Annotated in this window: 18 protein-coding genes; 9 read left to right on the top strand and 9 right to left on the bottom strand. The window is 65.2% G+C overall.

Annotated features, from left to right (window positions below):
- Positions 1-142: 142 nt before the first annotated feature.
- The 5 genes from DU478_RS05925 to DU478_RS05905 form a co-directional block, all read right to left on the bottom strand.
- Positions 143-709, bottom strand: a complete 567-nt coding sequence (locus DU478_RS05925) for a sarcosine oxidase subunit gamma (RefSeq protein WP_114510016.1) — start codon at positions 707-709, stop codon at positions 143-145.
- The gene (locus DU478_RS05920) at positions 702-3722 is read right to left on the bottom strand and encodes a sarcosine oxidase subunit alpha family protein (RefSeq protein ID WP_114510015.1); all 3021 of its coding nucleotides are present in this window, start codon (positions 3720-3722) and stop codon (positions 702-704) included. The genes DU478_RS05925 and DU478_RS05920 overlap by 8 nt, the downstream gene beginning before the upstream one ends.
- 68 nt (positions 3723-3790) lie before the next feature.
- On the bottom strand, positions 3791-4120 hold the full coding sequence (locus DU478_RS05915; protein WP_114510014.1) for a sarcosine oxidase subunit delta: 330 nt from the start codon (positions 4118-4120) through the stop codon (positions 3791-3793).
- A gap of 114 nt (positions 4121-4234) precedes the next feature.
- Positions 4235-4492 carry a hypothetical protein gene (locus DU478_RS05910; protein ID WP_114510013.1) on the bottom strand — a complete coding sequence of 86 codons (258 nt, stop codon included), beginning with the start codon at positions 4490-4492 and terminating at the stop codon, positions 4235-4237.
- A gap of 130 nt (positions 4493-4622) precedes the next feature.
- Positions 4623-5870, bottom strand: coding sequence for a sarcosine oxidase subunit beta family protein (locus tag DU478_RS05905; RefSeq protein WP_114510012.1), 1248 nt, complete (start codon positions 5868-5870; stop codon positions 4623-4625).
- A gap of 180 nt (positions 5871-6050) precedes the next feature.
- Between DU478_RS05905 and ccmI the strand changes: the two genes are divergently transcribed.
- The 3 genes from ccmI (at position 6051) to DU478_RS05890 (ending at position 8043) form a co-directional block, all read left to right on the top strand.
- Positions 6051-7310 (top strand): c-type cytochrome biogenesis protein CcmI, encoded by a 1260-nt coding sequence (ccmI, locus tag DU478_RS05900; RefSeq protein ID WP_114510011.1) that lies wholly within the window; start codon positions 6051-6053, stop codon positions 7308-7310.
- A 65-nt stretch (positions 7311-7375) separates the two neighbouring features.
- Positions 7376-7801: a Holliday junction resolvase RuvX gene (ruvX, locus tag DU478_RS05895; RefSeq protein WP_114510236.1), complete on the top strand. Its 426-nt coding sequence runs from the start codon at positions 7376-7378 to the stop codon at positions 7799-7801.
- On the top strand, positions 7798-8043 hold the full coding sequence (locus tag DU478_RS05890) for a DUF1289 domain-containing protein (protein WP_114510010.1): 246 nt from the start codon (positions 7798-7800) through the stop codon (positions 8041-8043). The genes ruvX and DU478_RS05890 overlap by 4 nt, the downstream gene beginning before the upstream one ends.
- Before the next feature lie 2 nt (positions 8044-8045).
- Here the strand turns inward: DU478_RS05890 and DU478_RS05885 are convergent, their stop codons facing one another.
- The 4 genes from DU478_RS05885 to dusA form a co-directional block, all read right to left on the bottom strand.
- On the bottom strand, positions 8046-9662 hold the full coding sequence (locus DU478_RS05885) for a calcium-binding protein (RefSeq protein ID WP_114510009.1): 1617 nt from the start codon (positions 9660-9662) through the stop codon (positions 8046-8048).
- 125 nt (positions 9663-9787) lie between these two features.
- The gene (locus tag DU478_RS05880; RefSeq protein WP_114510008.1) at positions 9788-10579 is read right to left on the bottom strand and encodes a hypothetical protein; all 792 of its coding nucleotides are present in this window, start codon (positions 10577-10579) and stop codon (positions 9788-9790) included.
- Positions 10573-11397: a sulfite exporter TauE/SafE family protein gene (locus DU478_RS05875; protein ID WP_114510007.1), complete on the bottom strand. Its 825-nt coding sequence runs from the start codon at positions 11395-11397 to the stop codon at positions 10573-10575. Before DU478_RS05875 ends, DU478_RS05880 begins: the two co-directional genes overlap by 7 nt.
- Before the next feature lie 70 nt (positions 11398-11467).
- Entirely contained in the window at positions 11468-12496 is a 1029-nt protein-coding gene (gene dusA, locus DU478_RS05870; RefSeq protein ID WP_114510235.1) for a tRNA dihydrouridine(20/20a) synthase DusA, read from the bottom strand.
- A gap of 258 nt (positions 12497-12754) precedes the next feature.
- Here dusA and DU478_RS05865 point away from each other — a divergent pair, with 258 nt between their 5' ends.
- From DU478_RS05865 to DU478_RS05840, 6 genes are all read left to right on the top strand, one after another.
- Positions 12755-13909: a tyrosine-type recombinase/integrase gene (locus DU478_RS05865; protein WP_114510006.1), complete on the top strand. Its 1155-nt coding sequence runs from the start codon at positions 12755-12757 to the stop codon at positions 13907-13909.
- A gap of 102 nt (positions 13910-14011) precedes the next feature.
- Positions 14012-15295, top strand: coding sequence for a hypothetical protein (locus DU478_RS05860; protein WP_114510005.1), 1284 nt, complete (start codon positions 14012-14014; stop codon positions 15293-15295).
- Positions 15296-15564: 269 nt separating this feature from the next.
- Positions 15565-18906, top strand: a complete 3342-nt coding sequence (gene hsdR, locus DU478_RS05855; RefSeq protein ID WP_114510004.1) for a type I restriction-modification system endonuclease — start codon at positions 15565-15567, stop codon at positions 18904-18906.
- On the top strand, positions 18903-20408 hold the full coding sequence (locus DU478_RS05850) for a class I SAM-dependent DNA methyltransferase (RefSeq protein WP_114510234.1): 1506 nt from the start codon (positions 18903-18905) through the stop codon (positions 20406-20408). The genes hsdR and DU478_RS05850 overlap by 4 nt, the downstream gene beginning before the upstream one ends.
- Positions 20405-21775, top strand: a complete 1371-nt coding sequence (locus DU478_RS05845) for a restriction endonuclease subunit S (RefSeq protein ID WP_114510003.1) — start codon at positions 20405-20407, stop codon at positions 21773-21775. Before DU478_RS05850 ends, DU478_RS05845 begins: the two co-directional genes overlap by 4 nt.
- Positions 21772-22755, top strand: a complete 984-nt coding sequence (locus DU478_RS05840) for a DUF932 domain-containing protein (protein ID WP_114510002.1) — start codon at positions 21772-21774, stop codon at positions 22753-22755. Before DU478_RS05845 ends, DU478_RS05840 begins: the two co-directional genes overlap by 4 nt.
- The last annotated feature ends 55 nt before the right edge of the window (positions 22756-22810 follow it).

The raw sequence follows: 22810 nt of genomic DNA, 5'->3' as shown, positions 1-22810 counted from the left end.
ATGTGAATATCTTGCCCAGTACCTGATGCCACTGTCCGCCGTCGTCAAGGCTGGACGCGGAGCAGGTTGGGCGATTGTCACAGTTTAAACGTAAAGAGGCGCATCGGGTTCCCGGATGAAGTGCGGGAACCCGAGATTCAGGTCAGAAAAATCCGACGCCCGCTCCGGGATGGGCGGCGGTGCGCAGCAGGTTGAACATGTACTCCGCGACAGAGCGGAAACAGACGACACGCGCCGAGGTGTCATCGGTCATCCACACCGCGGCGGACACCTGCGCGAACCGGGTGCGGCGGATGTCGCCGGGACCGAAGGCACCGGGTGCCATATCGATGGGCGCGACCTTGGCCACGACCTCGCGCAGTCCAGCGCCGGTCAGGGCAAAGACGGCCCGCGCGTCCGACAGGTTGGCCACCAGCGCTTGCTGGCCCTCGAGCGCCTTGGCCAGCGTCGCGACATGCGCGTCGGCCTGGGCATAGGGGCAGAGGATCATCAGCTCGTCCGGCGACATCCAGAGCACCGAGAAAGTACCCTTGGACAGCACGCGCCGGACCTTGGGCACGCCCGCACCGGTCAGGTCCTGCACCGCGCTCCGCAACGCGTCCGATCCCAGGTCGCCGCGCAGCACGATCATGCCCTGCAAACCGGCATCCGCCACCCGGCACAGCCCGTCGAATTCTGCCATCTGCATGGCGGTGACAGCCTCAGACATTCTGTTTTTCTCCTTCCGGATCAAAGAAGACCGGATTCACGATCCGCGCCTTGACGGTGCCTCCGTCGAGCGTGGCAAAGGACACCTCTTCGCCCATGCGGTCCGGGCCGTTCAGCACGAGCCCCATGGCGATGCCCTTGTCCAGCGTCGGCGAATAGTAGGTCGAGGTCACGCGGCCTTCGGTGTTGCGCTGCCGATTGGCGTTCTTGCCAGACGTCACCGCATAGGCGCCGTCGGGCAGGACCGAGCCGTCGACCGTTTCGAGCCCCACCAGCTTCCAGCGGGTCGGATCGGTCATGTGGCTGCGTTCCTGCGCGCGCTTGCCGATGTAATCCTCTTTCTTCTTCGAGATCGCCCAGCCAAGCCCAAGGTCCTGCGGAATGATCGTGCCGTCGGTTTCGTCTCCGATCATGATAAAGCCCTTTTCGGCCCGCATGATGTGCAGCGCCTCGGTGCCGTAGGGGGTGATGCCCCATTCGGCCCCGGCCTCGAGCAGCTTGTCCCAGAAGGAACGGCCCTGCCCGGCGTCGACGGCGATCTCGTAGCTGAGTTCGCCCGAAAAGGAGATGCGGAACACCCGCGCCTTGAATCCGCCCAGCGTGCCGTCGGCCCATTGCATGAACGGCAGCGTGTCCTTGCTGACATCCATGCCGCCCAGCTTTTCCAGCAGCTTGCGGGCGTTGGGGCCGACCACGGCGATCTGCGCATATTGCTCGGTGACGTTGGCGGTGTAGACCTTCCAATCCCACCATTCGGTCTGCAGCCATTCCTCCATGTGGGCATGGATCCGGTCCGCGCCGCCGGTGGTGGTGTGGCAGAGCCAGGTGTCCTCGTCGAGCCGCGCCACGACGCCGTCATCGCTGAGAAAGCCGTTTTCGGAGCACATAAGCCCGTAGCGGCATTTGCCCACCGGCAGGGTGCTCATCATGTTGGTATAGAGCATATCGACAAAGCGGCCCGCATCCGGACCCTTGACGAGGATCTTGCCCAGTGTCGAGGCATCGAGCAGCCCGAGGCTGTCGCGGGTGGCGCGGACCTCGCGGCGCACCGCATCCTCGACGCTTTCGCCGGGGCGCTGGTAGCAATAGGGCCGACGCCAGTGGCCGACCGGTTCCCAGTGGGCGCCGTTCTCGTCGTGCCAGGCGTACATCGGCGTCTTGCGCACCGGCTGGAAGATCGCGCCGCGCGCCTCACCGGCGATGGAGCCCATCGAGATCGGGGTATAGGGCGGACGGAAGGTCGTGGTGCCGACGCTCGGGATTGCTTCACCCAATGCATTCGAAAGCGTTGCGAGGCCGTTGATGTTGCTCAGTTTTCCCTGGTCCGTCGCCATGCCCAGCGTGGTGTAGCGCTTGGCGTGTTCGACCGATTCAAAGCCTTCCTGCGCCGCGAGCTGCACGTCCGACACCTTGACGTCGTTCTGGAAGTCCAGCCAGGCCTTGGAACGGCGGGCGTAGTTGGCGCCCTGCGGCATCAGCCAGACCGGGGTCAGCGGCGCCTCGTCCACGCTGTCGCCCAGCGGGGCCGAACCGGTGCCGGCAGCGTCGAAGCCCGCGGCGATGGCGGCGGATTTCCCTGCCGTATCAGCGTCTTGCAGGACGCCGTTCAGGAACATCTGGCCATTGGCGCTGCCTGCGGCGACGACGAAGGGCATGCCATCGGCGCCGGTCGGCGCGTTGTGCAGATCGGGGCGGAAGAAGGCGCCGGCCTCGTCCCAGGCAAGCTTGCCGCCGCAATGGGACCAGAGGTGCACGACCGGCGACCAGCCGCCCGACATGGCGACCGCGTCGCACTTGATCTCGTCCAGCACGCCGCCTTCGCCCGCCTGGGAGCCGATGCCGATGCCGGTGACGCGGCGGGTGCCCTTGACCTTGACCACCGCCCGGCCCTTCAGGACCTTGATGCCGCGCGCCTCGGCCTCGGCCATCAGCGCGCCGCCGCCTTCGGGCCGCGCGTCGACGATGGCGGGCACCGAAAGCCCTGCGTCATGCAGGCAAAGCGCCGTACGATAGGCGTCGTCGTTGTTGGTCACGACCACGGTGCGGTCGCCCACGGACACGCCGTAGTTCACCGCGTAATCGCGCACGGCGGAGGCCAGCATGACGCCGGGCACGTCGTTGCCGGCAAAGCTCAGCGGGCGTTCGATGGCACCGGTGGCGGTGACGATCTGCTTGGCGCGGATGCGCCACAGCCGGTGGCGCGGGCCGCCCGTTTCGGGCGCATGGTCAGTCAGCCGCTCGTAGCCCAGCACGTAACCGTGATCGTAGACCCCGGCGGCCATGGTGCGGGTGCGCAGAGTGACATTCTCCATCTTTTCAAGCGCTTCGACGGTGGCATTGATCCATACCTCGGGATCCAGCCCGTCTATGGTGCCGCCATCGACCGGCGCACGGCCGCCCCAATGCGCGGTCTGCTCGATCAGCAGGACCTTGGCACCCGCCTCGGCCGCGGCCTTGGCCGCTTGCAGACCGGCGACACCGCCGCCTGCGACGACCACGTCGACGTAGGCGTAGAAATGCTCGTAGGTGTCGGCATCCTGCGTCTCCGCGTCAGGCGCGCGGCCCAGACCCGCGGATTTGCGGATGAAAGGCTCGTAGACATGTTTCCACAGCGGGCGCGGATGGATGAACATCTTGTAGTAGAACCCGGCGGGCAGGAATCGCGACAGGTGCGTGTTGATCGCGCCCACGTCGAATTCGAGGCTCGGCCAGTGGTTCTGGCTGGAGGCGGCGAGCCCGTCGAAAAGCTCCGCCGTTGTGGCGCGCTGGTTCGGCTCGAACCGCCCGCCCTTGCCGAGGTTCACAAGGGCGTTGGGCTCTTCGGCGCCGCTGGCCACCACGCCGCGCGGGCGGTGGTACTTGAAGCTGCGGCCCATCATCATCTGGTCATTGGCCAGCAGGGCCGAGGCCAGCGTATCGCCCGCCAGGCCGCGCAGATGCTTGCCGTTGAAGGTGAACTTGACCTGTTTGGAGCGGTCGGTCAGGCGGCCGCCGGTGGCGAGACGAGTGCTCATGTGTCAGACCTTTGCGCGGATGGTGAGGCCGGAGCCTCCGGCGGGAGGTTTATTGGCAAGATGAAGGATCACGAGAAGTCCCTCCAACTCCAGCCGGGGCGTTTTTCGCGGATCGTGGCCAGCAGGTCGGCGGGCGGCTCCGTGGTCTGGGCGGAATAGGTGCCGAAGACTTGAAGCGTCGCGGTGCAGCGCGCGGCGTGGAACCACTTGCCGCAGCCGTGCACATGCCGCCAGCGTTCGAAATGTACACCCTTGGCGTTCTCGCGGGCGAAGAGGTAGTCGTGGAATTCCTCTTCGGACGACCCGGGGCCGAAGCGCGTCAGATGTGCCTCGCCGCCGCCGTGCAGTTCGGATTCCTCGGCCTTCACGCCGCAGCAGGGACAGGTCAGGGTCAGCATGGGAACGCTCCTTGGATCGGACGGGGCATCGGGGTGGCCCGGCGGGCGCACGGCAAAAGACCGGCCACGCCAATGGCGCGACCGGCCTGTCGGACCGTTGCGGCCGGTGAAAGCTTAATTGCTGTCGGTGCCCGTTCCGACTGCCTCGCCGCGGTCATCCGGACTGACGTCGACGCTGTCGCCGGCGCCTTCGATGAGGGTGGCGTCGCCGCCGAAGAACATCCATGCAGCCGCCACGACAAGGACGGCGATGATGCCGACCATGAAGGCGCGTCGCCGGTTTTGGCCGGGCGACGGTGTGGCCCGGCTGGTCGTATCGGACGCGCGGTTCGGGTCCGAGGGATGGTGTGTGGTGTGGTTCTGGTCTCCCATGGTGCAGCTCCTTTCGGTGCTTTGCATATGGAAGAAACCAAGAACACCGGGGCGAGGTTCCACGAAAGGACGCGCAGACCGGTGCCGTCCCGCCCGAGCCGGAGCGCGTTTTGAAAGGGAATCGCGCGCATCAGTGCGCCACCCCCGCGGCGACGGATTCGTCGATGAAGCGGCCTTCGCGGAAGCGTTCGAGGCCGAAGGCCGCAGCCAGCGGGCCGGGCTCGTTGCGGGCGATCATCTCGGCGGTGGCCCAGCCCGAGCCGGGGATCGCCTTGAAGCCGCCGGTGCCCCAGCCGCAATTGATGAAGCAGCCGTCGAGCGGGGTTTTCGAGATGATGGGCGAGCGGTCGCCGGTCACGTCGACGATGCCGCCCCACTGGCGCAGCATCTTGAGGCGGCTGACCATCGGGAAGGTCTCGACCAGGGCGCGCACGGTTTCCTCGATATGGTGGAAGGACCCGCGCTGGGTGTAGTTGTTGTACCCGTCGGTGCCGCCGCCGATAACCATCTCGCCCTTGTCGGACTGGCTCATGTAGCCGTGCACGGTGTTGGCCATCACCACGACGTCCATGCAGGGCTTGATCGGCTCGCTGACCAGCGCCTGCAGCGACACGGACTCGATCGGCAGACGGAAACCCGCCATCTTTGCCAGCACGCCGGAATGGCCCGCCACCACGATGCCCAGCTTGTCGCAGTCAATGTCGCCCTGGCTGGTCGAGACGCCGCGCACCTTGCCGCCTTCCGAGCGGATGCCGGTGACTTCGCATTTCTGGATGATGTCCATGCCCATGTCGGAACAGGCCCGGGCATAGCCCCAGGCCACGGCGTCGTGCCGCGCGGTGCCACCGCGGGCCTGCCACAGCCCACCGAGGACCGGGTAGCGCGGACCGTCGAGGTTTATGATCGGGCACAGCTCCTTGACCTTCTCGGGGCCGATGAACTGCGTCTCGACGCCCTGCAGGGCGTTGGCATGGGCGGTGCGCCTGTAGCCGCGCACCTCGTGTTCGGTCTGCGCCAGCATGATGACGCCGCGCGGGCTGAACATGACGTTGTAGTTCAGGTCCTGGCTCATGGTCTCGTAAAGCGAGCGGGATTTTTCGTAGATCGCCGCAGAGGGATCCTGCAGGTAGTTCGACCGGATGATCGTGGTGTTGCGCCCGGTGTTGCCGCCGCCGAGCCAGCCCTTTTCAAGGATAGCGACGTTGCGGATGCCGTGGTTCTTGCCGAGGTAATAGGCCGTGGCGAGGCCATGGCCCCCGGCGCCGACGATCACCACGTCGTATTTCTTCTTCGGGCTGGCCTTGCGCCAGGCGCGGTCCCAGCCGGTGTGCTGGCGGAGCGCTTCGCGGGCGATGGCAAAGGCAGAGTAGCGTTTCATGGGCACGAATCCGGGTCAGGCGTTTCTGGGGCTGGTTTGCACCTCTTGGACGTTTTCCAACGTCTTGCAACCGTCACAAAAGCGCGCAGTTGCGACATGGCGCGGCATCCGCGGCATTTGCCCTTTTTCCCGGGCCTCCGCACAGTTACATGAGCAGGGCAAGGAGAGAGGATTGCCCGCATGACCACCTTCTGGATCGTCACGGCCGTGCTGGCCATTGTCGTGAGCGCGACGCTTGGCATGGCGCTTCTGCGCGGACGGCGGCCAGAGGGCGATGCGGGCGATTACGACCTGCGGGTCTACCGCGACCAGCTGCGCGAGATCGCCCGCGACGCCGAGCGCGGCGTGATCGCTCCCGAAGAGGCCGAGCGCCTGCGCACCGAGGTGTCGCGCCGCATCCTTGCCGCCGACGCAAGCGCGGGCGGTGCGGCGTCCGACGCGGGCCGCCAGCCCGCGCGACTGGGCGCCGTCGCCGCAGCGGTCATGGCGCTGGCGCTGATCGGCGGCGGCTACGGGCTGTATCTGCAACTGGGCGCACCCGGCTACGGCGACCTGGCGCTGGCCGATCGCAAGGCCGCCGCAGAGCAGGCCCGCGAGACCCGCCCGACCCAGGCCGCGGCAGAGCAGCAGGCCGGCCCCGGCACCCCCGCCGCCGATGCTTCGCCCGACTACCTCGACCTGGTGACGAAACTGCGCACGGCGGTGCAGGAGCGCCCGGACGACCTGCAGGGGCAGGTGCTGCTGGCCCGCAGCGAGGCCGCGCTTGGCAATTACGTCGCCGCCTACGAGGCGCAGGAGAATATCGTCCGGATCAAGGGTGACGAGGCCACCGCCAGGGACTACGCCGATCTTGCCGACATGATGATCCTCGCCGCCGGCGGCTATGTCTCGCCCGAGGCCGAGCGCGTGCTCGAAGCCGCGCTGACCCGCGACCCGCAGAACGGCGTGGCGCGCTATTACGGCGGGCTGATGTGGGCGCAGACCGGGCGACCCGATGCCGCGTTCCGGCTGTGGGAACCGCTCTTGCGCGACAGCGCGCCTACCGACCCCTGGGTGCCGCCGATCCGCGCGCAGATCGAGGAAATGGCCTATCGCGCCGGGGTGCAGAACTTCAGCCTGCCGCCTCTCGAGGATGGCCCCGCGCAGACCGGACCCGCCCTGCCCGGTCCCTCTGCGGGCGACATGGAGGCGGCGCAGGACATGAGCCCCGAGGCCCGGCAGGAGATGATCCGCGGCATGGTGGCGCGGCTTTCGGACCGGCTGGCGACCGAAGGCGGCAGCCCCGAGGAATGGGCGCGGCTGATCGCGGCCTACGCGGTGCTGGGCAATGAAGGCCAGGCCATCGCCATCTGGGACGATGCCAAGGAGGTCTTCGCGGGCAACGATGAGGCGCTCGAGACCGTGCGCGAAGGCGCGCGCAACGCGGGGCTCGTGCAGTGACCCCGGCGGCGATCCATGACGATATCGAGGCCTTCGCCGCCGCCCTGCCCCGGCGCCGCGCGCTGATGGGTCTGGACCTTGGCGACAAGACCATCGGCGTGGCGGTCACGGACCTTCTGTGGTCGGTGGCGACCCCGGTCGAGACCGTGAAGCGGCGCAAGTTCACCCTGGACGCCGAACGGCTGCTGACACTTCTGACCGCCCGCGATGTCGGCGGCATCGTGCTCGGGCTGCCGCGCAACATGGACGGCACCGAAGGCCCGCGCTGCCAGTCGACCCGCGCCTTTGCCCGCAACTTCGCGCGGCTCTGGGACGGGCCCATCGGGTTCTGGGACGAACGCCTGTCCACGGTCGCCGCCGAACGGGCGCTGCTCGAGGCGGATACGTCCCGGAAACGTCGCGCCGAGGTCATCGACCACGTGGCGGCCTCCTATATCCTGCAAGGTGTGCTGGACCGGATTCGGCACCTCGACAGCAAGGCACAGGCATGAGCGACGACATCTGGACGCGAAAAGAGATCGAAAGCCCCTGCATCAAGCTGTGCGTGGTGCATCCCGAAGCGCGGATCTGCACCGGCTGTCACCGGACCATCGACGAGATCACCCAGTGGTCGCGTCTGACGCCGGAACGGCGCCGCGAGATCATGGCGGACCTGCCGGACCGGGCCGGATTGCTGCGCCAGCGTCGCGGCGGCCGCAGCGCCCGGCTGAACCGGGCGCGCGCCGAAGACTGAGATCAGGCGCCGACGGTCACCAGCGAGATGTCGCTGGCGGTCAGCGGGACGGCCCCGGTCAGCGCCCGGGCGATGGTCACCTCGGTCCCGTCGATCTCGAGCGTCACGGTGGTCGCTTCGAGCGCCGCCTCGTAGCTCAGATCCAGCTCGCCGACCGTGGCCCCTGCGGGCACGGTGATGACCAGCGTGTCCTCTCCGGGGACGAAGTCGCCGATCTCGGGCACGCCGGTGGTCGATCCGACAGCAAAGCCGAAGCTGTCGGCCCCCGCACCGCCGAAGGCCAGCGCCGCCTCGTTGAGCTGAAGCATGTCGTCGCCCGCGCCGCCATCCATGCGCTGGGTCGCTTCGGAAAGAGTGTCCGCGCCGTCGCCACCGTATTGCTCGGCGCCGCCGAACAACACGTCGTCGCCCGCATCGCCCCACAGCGTATCGGCATCGCCCAGCGTCCCGAACAGGGTGTCGTTGCCCTCCCCGCCCCGCGCCTCGTTGACGCCAAGGCGGCCGTCCAGCACATCGTCGCCCTCCTCGCCGAACAGCGTGTCGTTGCCTTCGATGCCGTCCAGAGTGTCGTCGCCCTCGCCGCCGGCCAGCAGGTCGTCGCCGGTGCTGCCGCGCAGGGAATCGTTGCCGATGCCGCCCTGCAGGTTGTCGTCACCGTCGCCGCCGAAGAGCGTGTCGTCCCCCTCTTCGCCATTGAGCGAATCCGCACCGGCCTCGCCTTCGATCAGGTCGTTGCCCGAACGTCCCAGCAGTGTGTCGTCGCCTTCGCCGCCGAACATGAAGTCGTTGTCCGCGCCGCCGACGGCCAGATCGTCGCCCTCACCCGCGAGCATGTAATCTTCGCCCGGACCGCCCCGCAGCAGGTCGTTGCCGAACCCGCCGTAGATACTGTCGAAGCCGTCGCGACCCTCGACCGTGTCGTCGCCACCGCCGCCGAAGAGCGAATCCGAGCCCGAGCCGCCGTCGATGAATTCATTGCCGTCGGCACCGAACACCGTATCCTCTCCCGCATCCCCGTAGATCTCGCCCGAGCCTGGGATGGTGCCGTCGGGCGTCGATGTGCCGCCGTTGCCGATGAAGTCCTCGCCGGCGCCGCCAATCAACGTATTGGCCCCGCTGCCGCCGTCGATCTCGTCGTCGCCGTCGCCGCCGTCGACGAAATCGCTGTCCGCATCCCCGTAGAGCAGGTCGTTGCCACTATCGCCCAGCAGCACGTCGAGCCCGTCTCCTCCGGTCAGGTAGTCGCCCCCGGCGCCGCCCTGAAGCGTATCGTTGCCCGGACCGCCGAGCAGATCGTCGAAACCGAACCCGCCCTTGAGCAGGTCCGCGCCGGCCTGACCGTCAAGAAAGTCGCTCCCGAACTGGCCCACAAGCGTGTCGTTGCCGGGGCCGCCGTAAAGCGCATCGTTGCCCGCCCCGCCGCGCAGAGCGTCATTGCCGCCAAGCGCTTCGAAAACATCGTTTCCGGCACCGAGCGTGACATCATCGTCGCCGTCCGTTCCCTGCAGCAAAGGCGGCTCGGGCGGCTCTTCGCCACCGTTGTCACCGCCGCCGTCATCTCCACCAAAACTGACGATGCCCGCCAGAAACGCCAAACCCAAAAGCAATAAGACAGCCATGGAATATCCCCCTGAAATTCACCCAGCGGAAAGAGTGCGGGCGTTCCAATGCCTTAGCGAGTCCAATCTTCCGTTTGTTGCCGGATTGGGGGTAATTCTCTGAATTTGACAGCTTTGTTTTCCGTTTAGGCTGCGCCTTCGCCCATAGCGTGCAACCAGGGGTGTGCGCCGCCGGGCATGGGCGGTCGGAAATAGGTCACCATCCGGCCTTCGGGCGGCGCGTCGGCCCCGTCCTGCCAGGGCGCCACACCGTGCAGCGTCATCCGATGCAGCAGCAGCGCCTCGCCCGGGGCGGCTGGCAGTTCCACGCGCCGGCAGATCTCGAACGCGCGGCGGCGGGCGGCGACATAGGCATCGGTGATGTCGGCGCTGGCCCAGTGCTCTGCCGGGATATCCGCCAGGGCCGCGCGCAGGCCCTCTGCGATGACCCTGTGGCTGCCTTCCCACACGACCAGCGGGCTGGCGCCCGGACCGCAGGCGGTCAACGGCAGGCCGAGGATGAAGGCATGCGGCTCCGCGATCCTGCGGCGGCGGTCCGGGCCGTCCGCGATCAGCCCGTCCACATGCGCCGCGTCGCGCCGCAGCCGGTAGCCGAATGCCGCGTCGCTCTCGCCCGCGCGCGGACGCGGATAGCCGGGATAGGTCACCGACAGCTGCGCCGGGTGCAGCGACGGCAGCGGTGCCAGGGCGTCGATCACCGCGCCGCGCAGGGGCGTGCCGTCGATGCTGCCATCTGGAGCCGTGGGCAGCGCGTCCACGCCGACGAACCAGGTACCCTCGCATTGCAGCCACTCGGCCCGCATCTGCGGATCCGCGACGACCGCCAGCGCGGCCCGGTGCGCGGCCTCGGCCCAGGCGCGGATCCGCGGGTCGGGCGCGAAGCGCGTCCAGCCCCGCTCGGCCGCCGCCGCTACCATCCGGCGGCCTTGCGCAGCATGTTGAGCGCCACCAGCAGGATGAACCCGGCAAAGATCCGGCGCAGCAGCACCGCGTCCAGCGCATGCGCCAGACGTGCGCCCAGCGGCGCCGTGACCAGGGTCATCGACACCGCCACGGCGAAGGCGGCCAGGTTGACCGTGCCCAGCATGAAGGGCGGACGGCCCGCGGCCGGCACCTCGACCAGCAGGAAGGCCGCGACCGAGGGCACGGCGATCAGCACGCCGAACCCCGCCGCCGTCGCCACCGCCCGGTGCATCGGCACCGAATAAAGCGTCATCAGCGGCACGCCGAAGCTGCCACCGCCGATGCCCATGAGCACCGACAGGAACCCCACCAGCGGCGACATCACCGCCCGGGTCACTCCCTTGGGCATTGCCGGCCCCAGCCGCCAGTCCTTGCGCCCGAACCCGAGGTAGAGCCCGATCCCGAAGGCCACGATCCCGAAAAGCCAGAGCAGCGTCTCGGAGCGCAGCACAGCCGCGACCAGAACGCCCAGCAGCGCACCGATGGCGATCCCCGGCGCCCAGCCGCGCAGCAGCGGCCAATCCACCGCACCGCGTCCGTGATGCGCCATGACCGACCGCACGGAGGTGACGACGATGGCCGCCAGCGACGTGGCGAGGCAGATCTGCATGAGCTGCGGGCTGTCGTAGCCCAGCGTCTGGAAGACGTAGTAGAAAATCGGAACGTGAATGATGCCGCCGCCCACCCCCAGCATGCCCGCGATCAGCCCGGCAAAGGCGCTGCCGGCGACGAGCAAAAGCAGAAGCGGGACAAGGACGGCAGGATCGGGCATCGGTATCTCCGGGTTGTGCGTGCCGGCAGGTAGACAGCGCCCGGCCCGGATTTGCAATGCCCGGTGCCGATCAGGCGGCGTCTCGCCCGGCCTCGGCCAACCGCTCCAGCGCCGCTTCGACCAGTTCCGGACCCGCGTCCGCGCCGGAGGCGCCTTCGGACAGATGCCGGCGCCAGGCCCGCGCGCCAGGTCGCCCGGCAAAGAGCCCCAGCATATGCCGCGTGACCTGGTGCAGGCGTCCACCGCCGCTCAGGTGTCGCTCGATATAGGGCAGCATGGCCCGCGCCGCCGCTTCGGGACCAGGCTGCGGCGGCGCAGCTCCGAAGATGCGCGCGTCGGCTGTCCCGAGAATATCCCAGGGCTGGTGATAGGCCGCACGCCCGATCATCACGCCATCAAGGCCGCCGTCGAGCAGCGCCGCCGCCTCCTCGAGCCGCGCCACGCCGCCGTTGATCGAGATGTGCAGGTTCGGGAAAAGCTGTTTCATTCGCCGCACCAGGTCGTAGTCGAGTGGCGGGATATCGCGGTTTTCCTTGGGGCTCAGCCCCTGCAACCAGGCCTTGCGCGCGTGGATCGTCACCCGCTCGCACCCCGCCGCAACGATCCGGGCCAGGAATTCGGGCAGCACCTCTTCGGGGTCCTGGTCGTCGACGCCGATGCGGCACTTGACCGTCACCGGCAGGTCGACCGCATCCTGCATCGCCCGGACGCACTCCGCCACAAGGGCCGGCTGCCGCATGAGCACGGCGCCGAAGGTGCCCGACTGCACCCGGTCCGAGGGGCAGCCGCAGTTGAGGTTGATCTCGACATACCCCGCCGCCTGCCCCATCCGCGCCGCCTTGGCCAGTTCCGCCGGGTCCGACCCGCCCAGTTGCAGCGCCACGGGATGTTCCGCCGGATCATGCTCCAGCAGATGCACCGCCCCGCCCCGCACCAGCGCCGGCGCCGTCACCATCTCGGTGTACAGCAAGGCATGACGGCTGAGCTGCCGGTGGAAATACCGGCAATGCCGGTCGGTCCAGTCCATCATCGGGGCCACGCTTAACCGCGCAGACCTTCGGATGTCCGAAATCCCTTGTTTTACTGGCTCTGCGCTCATGGTCACCTGACCGATCTTTCTCGATTTGTGGGCCTTTTGCCCCCGTTTTTCGGGGTGGTGCAACACAATGTTGCACCGGACCCGAATTGTTGCACCGCTCTCCGCCTCCTCCGGAGCCTCGCCTCTTCACCGAGAAGGCGAGGGCTCCGCCGGGTGCGCCGGCAGGAGATATCGAACCCTGGACAAAGTTCCGTCCGGCGCGCGCCGCCCGGTTCGATCTCCCGAACATCGGCAACAAAATCCCGAAAGGAGACCCGAATGGGTACCATCATGGAGCGCCAGAAGAAAGACGGCGCAACGAGCTACACTGCGGTGATCCGTAAAAAGAAGGGCGGCAAGGTCGTTCTTACTCTGACGGAGACTTTCAAGAATGAGACGGCCGCGGAGCGTTGGATCCGCAAGACAGAGCGCGCTCTGTCGGAGAGAGGTGCGCTCGATCGCGCCGTCGCAGCGCGGCATCGCAAGACCTGGGCCGACGTGATCAGTGACTACTGTGATGCGTCGCCAGAAGGCTTTGGCAAGACCAAGGCGGCGAACCTCTCCTATCTCCAACGCCTCGATTTCGGCAACCTTCCCGTAGAGGACACCGACAATCATGACTTCTTCCGCCTGGGGCAGGATCTTCTGAACGGCGTTCAGGCTCCACCGGCAGACCCGCAAGCTGATTGCCCAGAGCACTACATAATGAAGCCTCGTAAGCCCCAGACCGTGAACAGCTACATGGCTACCCTTCGCACGGTCGTCTGCTACGGCGGGCCGATCAGCAATATCGACATGCCGATCGGAGCCTTCGAGGTCGCAATCCTCACATTGAAGCATCAGCGCATGATCGGCCGCTCCGCGACGCGAAACCGGCGGCCCACGCTGGACGAACTCGACAGGCTGTTGACCTACTTTCACGATCGCTATCGGGCCGATCGTCGGCGCGTGCCGATGCACAAGGTGATCGGCGCTGCGATCACCCTTGGCCACCGCCAGGAAGCCCTGTGCCGGATACCTTGGGACGACTTCAATGAAGAAAAGGCACGTCTCATCATTCGGAACATGAAGCACCCGCGCAACACGGAGGGCAACGATGTCGAAACCTGGGTGACGGAAGAGGGCATGAAGATGATCATGTCGATGCCTCGCATAAAGGACCGGGTCTTCCCCTACAGTCCGGACACGATCAGTCGCCTCTTCACGGAAGCTTGCCAGATCCTCGGGATCGAGGACCTCCACTTCCATGATCTCCGCCACGAGGCAATCTCACGCTTCTTCGAAATCGGACTCGGCGGCGGCAGCCGTGAGATTATCATGAAGTATACTGGTCATTCTCCGGACGGCAGCCTTTCCCGGTACATTCATGTCGAGCAGGTCGGCGTCAAATACGCGGACTGGGAATGGTGGCCGATCCTGTTTGCTCCGCTTTGACATTGGTTCCGGGCGCTTCGGACCGTCCTCCGAGCGCCCGAACCTGACCTCGCGTTGACGCAAGAATTTCCGTGGTGACTCGCAGGGAACCAGTTCCTTGCGATGAAACACTCATCGCCCTCATGCCGCCGAAATTCGCCTGCCGCCGCCGACCTATCGGCGACCGATTACGTCCGACTGCTACACCCGTCAGGAAGCATCGGAAAGGTCTCGTTCACCATCATCCGAAGCCGTGACGAGGCGATCACGCGCACTTATTCGGTCGAGACCGCGCCGATCATCGCGGAGTCGCTTCTTGACGAAAGCACCTATCTGACGCTCAACAGATTCAGTGGCCCTCGGGGCGGCGGCCGTCTGGCGCAGATCAACACCCTCTATCTGGATCTCGATGTGCACCGCCTTCCGGGCAGCAACCAGCCCCACGAGCACTGGGTCGAAAAGCTGCATATGGAGCTCGATGCCAAGAGCATACCTCGTCCGTCTGTCGTCACCTTCACCGGCCGAGGACTCGCAGCAATCTGGTTGATTGACCCGCTTCCCAAGCAGGCACGACCCCGATGGAGCGCATGCCTCAGCTGCCTGATTGGCCTGTTCAAGCACCTGGGCGCGGACAGTGCGTGCAGCGATGTAGCGAGAGTGTTTCGGGTCCCCGGCACCACCAACCTCAAGACGGGCCAAGAGGTACGGACGGTCGACGGGACTCTTCGCCGATACAGGTTCGACGATCTTGCAGACCGGATCTTCGAGGCCGCCGGCCGTCCGACACGTCGCCAGCTCTCGAACCGGAAAGCTGAGCAAGCTGAAAAACCCCGATCTGGCGAGCCTCGTGGACTCGCCCCCCGCAAGCGTTTCGCAATGATCTCAAGCGATCTCGACAAGATCGTGAGCCACTGGGGAGGACATGTTCCCGAAGGCAAGCGCAACACGTTCCTCCACCTGGTCGCAACCTGCCTGACGCACACAGCGCCGGAGGCAGAAATTGAAAATGAAATCTTCAGTACCGCGGCCATCGCCACGCCCGGCCTTTCAGAGCGCGAAGTGGTCGGGATCATCAGGAGCGCCGAGAGACAGGCGCAGAAGGCCTGTTCATCGACGCCTGCGCTCGACGGACGGCTGCACTACACTGGCGCGCGGATCGCAGAATTGCTGGAAATCCCCGATGATGTCGCTCGGGCGTTGGGCCTTGAGCAGGTCATCTCAGAGGAGGAGCGCGCCCGCCGAAAGGCATCACGCGAAAAAGGTCGCCGACAGGCCGCTGGGGCAAAATCTCGGGACGAATGGCTCTCGCAGAACTCGGCATCGCGAGAACAACCTTGGAGGGCCGCCGGCATGTCGCGCACGAAATGGTATGAGCTCGGCTTGCACAAGGTGCCACGGGATACATGAGTGATGGCCGGACAGGTCCGTGTCCGCTCCAAGGGCGTAAGCCTCGCCGGAGGCCAAGGCCTGGAGCTTGTCTCCAGGCCACATGGCCCCCTTTCCGGAAAAACCCCACCCGCGCCCGACCGTCCGACAAACCCGCGAAACCACCAGACGACAACCGGTCAAGGTGTCTTTCCTTCCAATAACGCGAGGAAAGTCAGCGCGATCTATTGCGTTAAGCGGCAAGTCCAGAAATTCTGATGGCGAATAAAGATCGCGAGTAATCAACCAGGATGACCAGTCAGAATTTCGATCACCTTCAGGATATTGATCGTCCGCTGGCAATTCTGGCGTCGCACGCCGAGCGATACTTCGTCGACGATGCGAACACGGCCCTCATCAAGACCCGGCAGTTCGCGGAGCGCATGGTCCGGGTCGTTGCCGAGAATGCCGGCGCGGACGTCTCGAACGGCGACACGTTCTCCGACATGCTCCGAAGCATCCGCCGGGATGATCTGGTCCCTGCCGAGATCCTCGACATTCTCCATCGCTTGCGTATCGAGGGCAACGCCGCCGTCCATGGTCACGATGGCGAACGTCGAATGGCCTTCGAGGCCATCAAACTATGCCACCGTCTTGGTGTCTGGCTTCGCGCTTCGGCGACGAGACAGCCGCGCCTGACCATGCCGTTCACTCCGCCGAGGCTGACGGAGGACGATGCGCCCGATCTCAAGGAGCAGGTGGCGGCGCTGAGGTCAGAACTGGAGACGAGGTCAGCAGAAGCCGCCCGCCTCGCCGATGAGGCAGAGAGTGCGAGAAGCGCTGCCCTGGATGCCGAGGACAGAGCCCGCCTCGCGGAAGAAGAACGCGCGATCTATGCCGAGCTGGCCGAGGATGCCGAACGACGCGCAGCGAGACCAATGGAGCGCGGAAAGGCACAGATGTTCATCAAGGCCGCGTTCGACTCGGCCAGAGACATGGACTTCGACGAAGCTGACACCCGCCTCCTCGTGGACGAACAACTGCGGCAAGCCGGGTGGGATGTCGATAGCACAACACTGCGACACTCCAAAGGTACGCGGCCGGAGAAGAATCGAAACTTGGCCATCGCCGAATGGCCGACATCTTCGGGGCCGGCCGACTACGCTCTCTTCGCCGGCCGGACCTTGGTCGGTGTCGTGGAGGCGAAGCGCAAGCGCAAGAACGTGATGTCGGCCGTCGATGTCCAGGCGACCCGGTATTCGCAGGATATCCAGCCCGATGAGAGTTTCGACCTCGCGGGCGGTCCGTGGGATGGCCACAAGGCCCCCTTCATCTTCGCCACGAACGGACGGAGCTTCTATCCAGCGATGGCGACGCAGAGCGGGATCTGGTTCCGCGACACGCGCGACGCGACGAATGCCTCTCGAGCCCTGGAAGGCTGGTTCACCCCCAAGGGTCTCAACGAAAGGCTCGAGGTCGATCGTCGTGCTGCGGAGAAGGAGCTGGAGGACAAACCATTCAGTTTCGGATTCGACCTGCGCCCCTATCAGAAGAAGGCGATAAAGGCCGTCGAGAAGGGTGTGTCCGAGGGTCAGCGAGAAATGCTCATCGCAATGGCCACAGGCACCGGCAAGACGAAGCTGGCCATCGCCATGATCTACCGCCTCCTGGAGGCGAAAAGGTTCCTGCGCGTCTGTTTCGTCGTCGACCGCAGTGCCCTGGGGGAACAGGCAGAAAGCGCCTTTGAGACGACCCGCATGGTCGGCGCCAAGACCTTCGCCGAGATCTTCGGACTCCGAGGCCTCGAAGACCAGGACATAGACCGCGATGCGAAAATCCATATCTGCACCGTGCAGAGCCTCGTGAGGCGTGTGCTCGAGCGAGAGCCCGGGGACAGGCCCCCGGTCGACCAATACGACCTGATCCTGATTGATGAGTGCCATCGAGGCTACCTGCTCGACCGCGAGATGAGCGAGGCGGAAACGACCTTCCGGGACCAGAACGACTACGTCTCGAAGTATCGCCGGGTGATCGAGTATTTCGACGCCGTGAAGGTCGGCCTCACGGCGACGCCGGCCTTACACACGGCGCAGATCTTCGGCGATCCGATCTACCGTTACAGCTACCGTGAGGCCGTCATCGACGGCTGGCTGATCGATCACGATCCGCCCCACCTGATCAAGACGGCGCTCAGCGAGGCGGGCATCACGATCGAGGCGGGAGAGACCATCGACGTGCTCGACCCGCGCACGGGCGAGATCGACACCGCGACACTCCCTGATCAGCTGAACTTCACCGTCGAACACTTCAACCGGCGCGTCCGGGCGCCGAAGTTCAACCAGGTTGTCGCGGCTGAAATCGCCCGCCGGGTCGACATCATGGCACCCGATGCCGGCAAGACATTGGTCTTCGCCACCTCCGACGATCATGCCGACGAGGTCGTCCAGTATTTGCGCCAAGCCTACCGCGACGAAGGTCTCGAGATCCGCGATGACATGATCCAGAAGATCACCGGATCGGTCGACAAGCCAGGCAAGCTGATCCTGAAATACAAGAATGAAGCCGATCCCAGGATCGCCGTGACGGTCGACCTGCTGACCACTGGCATCGACGTTCCGTCGATCACCAACTTGGTCTTCCTGCGCCGGGTGAACTCGCGGATCCTCTACGACCAGATGATCGGCCGAGCGACCCGCAAGTGCGACGAGATCGGCAAGGAAGCCTTCCAGATTTACGATGCGGTAGACCTCTACCCGAACCTGCAGGCCATGACGGAGATGCGGCCGGTCGTGGTCGATCCCAAGGTGTCCTTCGAAACCCTCTTCGACGGTTTCGAGAACGCCGATGATACCTCCCACCAAGAGGAAATTCTCGACCAGATCATCGTCAAACTGTCCCGCAAGGTCCGGCGGATGAACGCGGAGATCCGGGAGCAATACACCGCCCAGGCAGGTGAGACGCCCGAGGAGACACTCGATCGCTTCCGAAACGGCCCCGCACCCGAGGTTCGGGAATGGACCCAGGATCGGCCAGGGCTGGGGAAGTTCTTCGATTTCAAGGGTGACCGCGGTGCCCCGCCCATCATCCCGATCTACACCGGCGACGACACGGTCACGGGTGTCACGCGCGGCTACGGCGAGGGCGTCCGCCCCGCCGACTTCATCGAGGCCTTCGCGACCTTCGTGCGCGACAATGCCAACAAGATCGACGCCCTCAACCTCGTCGTCACACGTCCCCGCGACCTGACTCGCGAGAGCCTGCGTGAACTTCGCCTGGCCCTCGATGCCCGCCACTTCACCGAGAGCGCCCTGCGCACCGCCTGGCGGGATCGCACCAACGAGGACATCGCCGCCTCCATCATCGGTTTCATCCGCCAGGCAGCCCTGGGCGACCCACTGGTCCCCTACGCCGATCGCGTCGATGCGGCCATCCGGAAGGTTGCATCGACTCACGATCTCGACGACGTTCAGCGACGCTGGCTCGATCGGATCGGAGACGAGATGAAGAGCCAGGTTGTCATCGATCGACAGGCCTTCGATGACCCGCCCTTCGCACAGCAGGGCGGCTACAGACGCCTCAACAAGATCTTCAGGGGCGAGCTCGACGCCATCCTCGAAGAGATAAGAACCGAGACATGGGAGCCCGCCGCATGAGTGCCACGCAGGACATCGTCGCCAAGCTCTGGAAACTCTGTGACGTCCTCCGCGACGACGGCGTGACCTACTCCGAATACGTCACCGAACTGACCTTCCTCCTCTTCCTCAAGATGATGGCCGAGACCGGGCAGGAACGTCGCATCCCCGAGGAATACCGCTGGGACACGCTGGCGCGGCGTGAGGGACTGGACCAGCTCACCCACTACAAGCACCTCCTGACCTCGCTCGGCGACCCTGAGGAGCGCGATGCCGAGGGCAAACCTAAGCCCGCCAAGGACAAGCTGGTTCTTGCCATCTTCGAGAACGCCCAGACCCGCCTGCGCAAGCCCGCCAACCTCAAGAGCCTGACCACCGCCATCGAGGACCTCGACTGGTTCGATGCGCGCGAGGAGGGCCTGGGCGACCTCTACGAGGGCCTCCTCCAGAAGAACGCCGAGGACAAGAAGTCCGGCGCCGGGCAATACTTCACGCCGCGCCCCCTGATCGACAGCATCGTCCGGCTGACGAAGCCCCAGCTGGGCGAGCGCATTCAGGACCCGGCGGCCGGGACCGGCGGCTTCATCGTCGCTGCCCATCGGCGCATCTACGAGGAAAACAACGAACTCTACGGCCTGGCCGAAGGCGCCGCCGAGAAGCAGATCCGCGACTGCTACACCCTCTCGGAGCTCGTCCCCGACACGCACCGCCTCTGCCTGATGAACATCATGCTGCACGGCATCGAGGGCGACGCGCAGTCCATGGACACCCTGACCGACGAGGGCAGCCACCTGCCCAAGGCCGACCTCATCCTGTCCAACCCGCCCTTCGGCACCAAGAAAGGCGGCGGGCGACCGCAGCGGAGCGACTTCTCGACCACCGCCGGCACCTCGAATAAACAGCTGGCCTTCGTCGAGCACATCATCCGCGGCCTCGTGCCCGGGGGCCGCGCCGCCGTGGTCGTGCCCGACAACGTGCTCTTCGAGGACGGCACCGGCCGCGCCCTGCGCCAGATGCTGATGAACTGGTGCGACCTGCACACCATCCTGCGCCTGCCCACCGGCATCTTCTACGCCCAGGGGGTGAAGACCAACGTCATCTTTTTCACCCGCAACGCCGACCGGAGCGAGAGCGGCTGGACGGAGGCCGTCTGGGTCTACGACATGCGCGCAGGCGCGCCCTCCTACGGCAAGACACGGCCTCTGCGGGCCGAGGACTTCGCCGATTTCGAGGCGGCCTTTGGCGACGATCCCAATGGTCGCGCCGAACGGCAGGATCAGGGCGAGGAAGGCCGCTTCCGTCGCTTTTCCCGCGAGGATATCGAGAAGCGTGGCGACAACCTCGACATCTCCTGGCTGCGCGATGGTGAGGAAGAAGCCGAGGACGGCCTGACCGATCCCGACGACATCACGGCGGCGATCCTCGGCCACCTGCGCGAAGCCACGCGCGAGATCGAAGCACTGGTGTTGGAACTGGAAGGCGAGGAAGAGGGCGCAGCACCGGCGGCGGTGGCGGCGGAATGAGTGATCTACCGCAAGGCTGGGAGGCCGCAAAACTTGGCGACATCCTTCGCATCCGAAACGGCTTTGCCTTCAAGAGTAAAGATTTTCGAGACGAAGGCATTCCGCTTGTTCGCCAAACGGAATTAACCGGGGACCTCGTAGACCTCTCGAAGTGCAAGTATTTGCCTACGGAGTTTCGTGAAGCCTATGAGCGTTTCCTCGTCAAGAATGGCGATATTCTTCTCGGAATGAGTGGGTCACTCGGCGAACCTTCGATTTATCAGAACGATGAGCCGGCACTTCAAAACCAACGCACTGGACTGGTCGAGTTCGACGTCGCAGAGCAGGACTTGAAAGACTTCGCATTGAGAGCCTTGGCCTTGACCGAGCGCGAATACTCGGAAAAAGGCAAAGGGATTGGCGTTCAAAACGTCAGTGCGTCTGAAATCGAAAGCGTCTCAGTGCCCGTCCCCCCACTCCCCGAGCAGAGGCGGATCGTGGCGAAGCTGGACCGGCTCTCGGCGCGCTCGGCCGCCGCGCGCGACCACCTCGCCCGCACCACCAAACTCGCCACCCGCGCCAAGCAGGCGACCCTGCGGAGCGCCTTCAATGGCGTCCTTACGGGCCACTCTGAGTTTAGTGTCGAACCGCCGAACTATGACTACTACTGGCCGATTCCTGAGGGGTGGAAATGGCGACAAGTGAGAGATGTCGGCGATGTCTCACTCGGGCGGCAAAGGTCACCGAAGAACCACAGCGGTCCCTTCATGCGGCCGTATATCCGGGCTGCGAACATCACGTGGCGGGGTATAGACACCTCGGACGTTCTTGAAATGAATTTCGATGCTGCCGACTTCGCGCGGTTCCACCTCGAGCCCGGGGATGTCCTCCTTAATGAAGGATCTGGAAGCGCCAAGGAAGTTGGGAAGCCGGCCATCTGGCATGGTGAAATCGAAGATTGCTGCTTTCAGAACACGGTTCTGCGCGTGAAACCCAAGCACTGTTCGTCCGAGTATCTCTACTGGTATTTCTACGCGACAGCTCTGGCTGAAGGGTTCGTTTCGAACACCCAAGGGATCAACATTCAGCACATCGGCAAGAAGGGACTCGCGGATTTCCACATCCCGCATCCGCCAGAGGACGAACAGACAGAAATCGTCCGCCGCATCGAAGCCGCCTTCGACCGCATCGACCGCATGACCGAGGAGGCCACCCGCGCCGCCCATCTCCTCGACCGGCTTGACGAGCGCCTTCTGGCCAAGGCCTTCCGCGGAGAGCTCGTCCCCCAGGACCCCGACGACGAACCCGCCGAAGCCCTCCTCACCCGCATCCGCGAAGCCCGCGCCGCCGCTCCGAAGGCGACGCGAGGCCGGAGGAAGACAGCATGAAGGACGGTAATTGGACATGGCCTGAAGAGACCGTGGACTTGACGCCCGAGCAACATCGCTGGCGGGCGCGGGATGTGTCCTACTACCGGGGACCATGGAACCGGTTGAAGGCGATGATCCCCGGTTTCGAACTCGCACCCTTCCGGCTTGAGCCTGATGCCCCGGAAAACCAACATCTGCGGATGGTTGTGCGCAAGCCTGTCACGCAAACCGAGCAGGCGATCCCGATCGGCACGGTATCTCCGTCTTATTCGCTGGCATCACACAGCGAGGTTGCGGACCTCTGCTTCGAGGGCCTCAAACGCTGCGGCGTGAAGCCGGAAGAGGTCCGTCCTGAATTGGGTCTCTCCGAATTGGGCGAATGGATGAACTTGCGGCTCGTCCTACCCGAGCGCTTCGCGATGCAGGAGGCCACAGGGCAGCAGACTGCACTGCGTCTCGAATGCTTCAACTCAGTCGATGGGTCGTCCCGACTGGTCATCGTGTTCGGCTGGCTGCGTTTCGTCTGTGCAAACGGTCTGATCATCGGCAAGACCATGATCCAGATCCGCGAACGCCACGATGGATCACTCGCTCTTGAAGAGATCCCAGACCGCATCGAGCGGGCCTTCAAGACAGCCGACGCCGACAGAAGAAGACGACTGCGGCTTCATGAGGTCCAAGTAGAGGAGAAAGCACTGATCTCTTGGGTGGACGGCCCGGTCGCCAAGACATGGGGAAAGAAGGCCGCTGCGCGGATCCTATACATCTGCCGCACCGGTCGTGACGCCGAGTTTGATGATCCCTTCGCCCCGGGTGAGGCCTCAGAAAAGCCCATGCGGCAGCGGGACCCGGTCCCCGGCTCGGCGGTGCCGGCCAGAAACGCCTTCGAGATCATGCAAGCCATGAGCTTCGTCGCAACTGGGCGAAATGACGCCTTGGAGAGGCAAAGAATGCAGCGTGAAGTGGACCAGCTCCTCGAAGTGTTGAAGCCTTCCTGAAGAGTGCTCCAACTGCCGCGAGGCTCGCAAAGCGCCATGCCAACGCACGCAACAG

The organism is Thalassococcus profundi (assembly GCF_003344785.1).
GTDB classification, from domain to species: Bacteria; Pseudomonadota; Alphaproteobacteria; order Rhodobacterales; family Rhodobacteraceae; genus Puniceibacterium; species Puniceibacterium profundi.
This window is presented reverse-complemented; position numbering and strand designations above follow the sequence as displayed.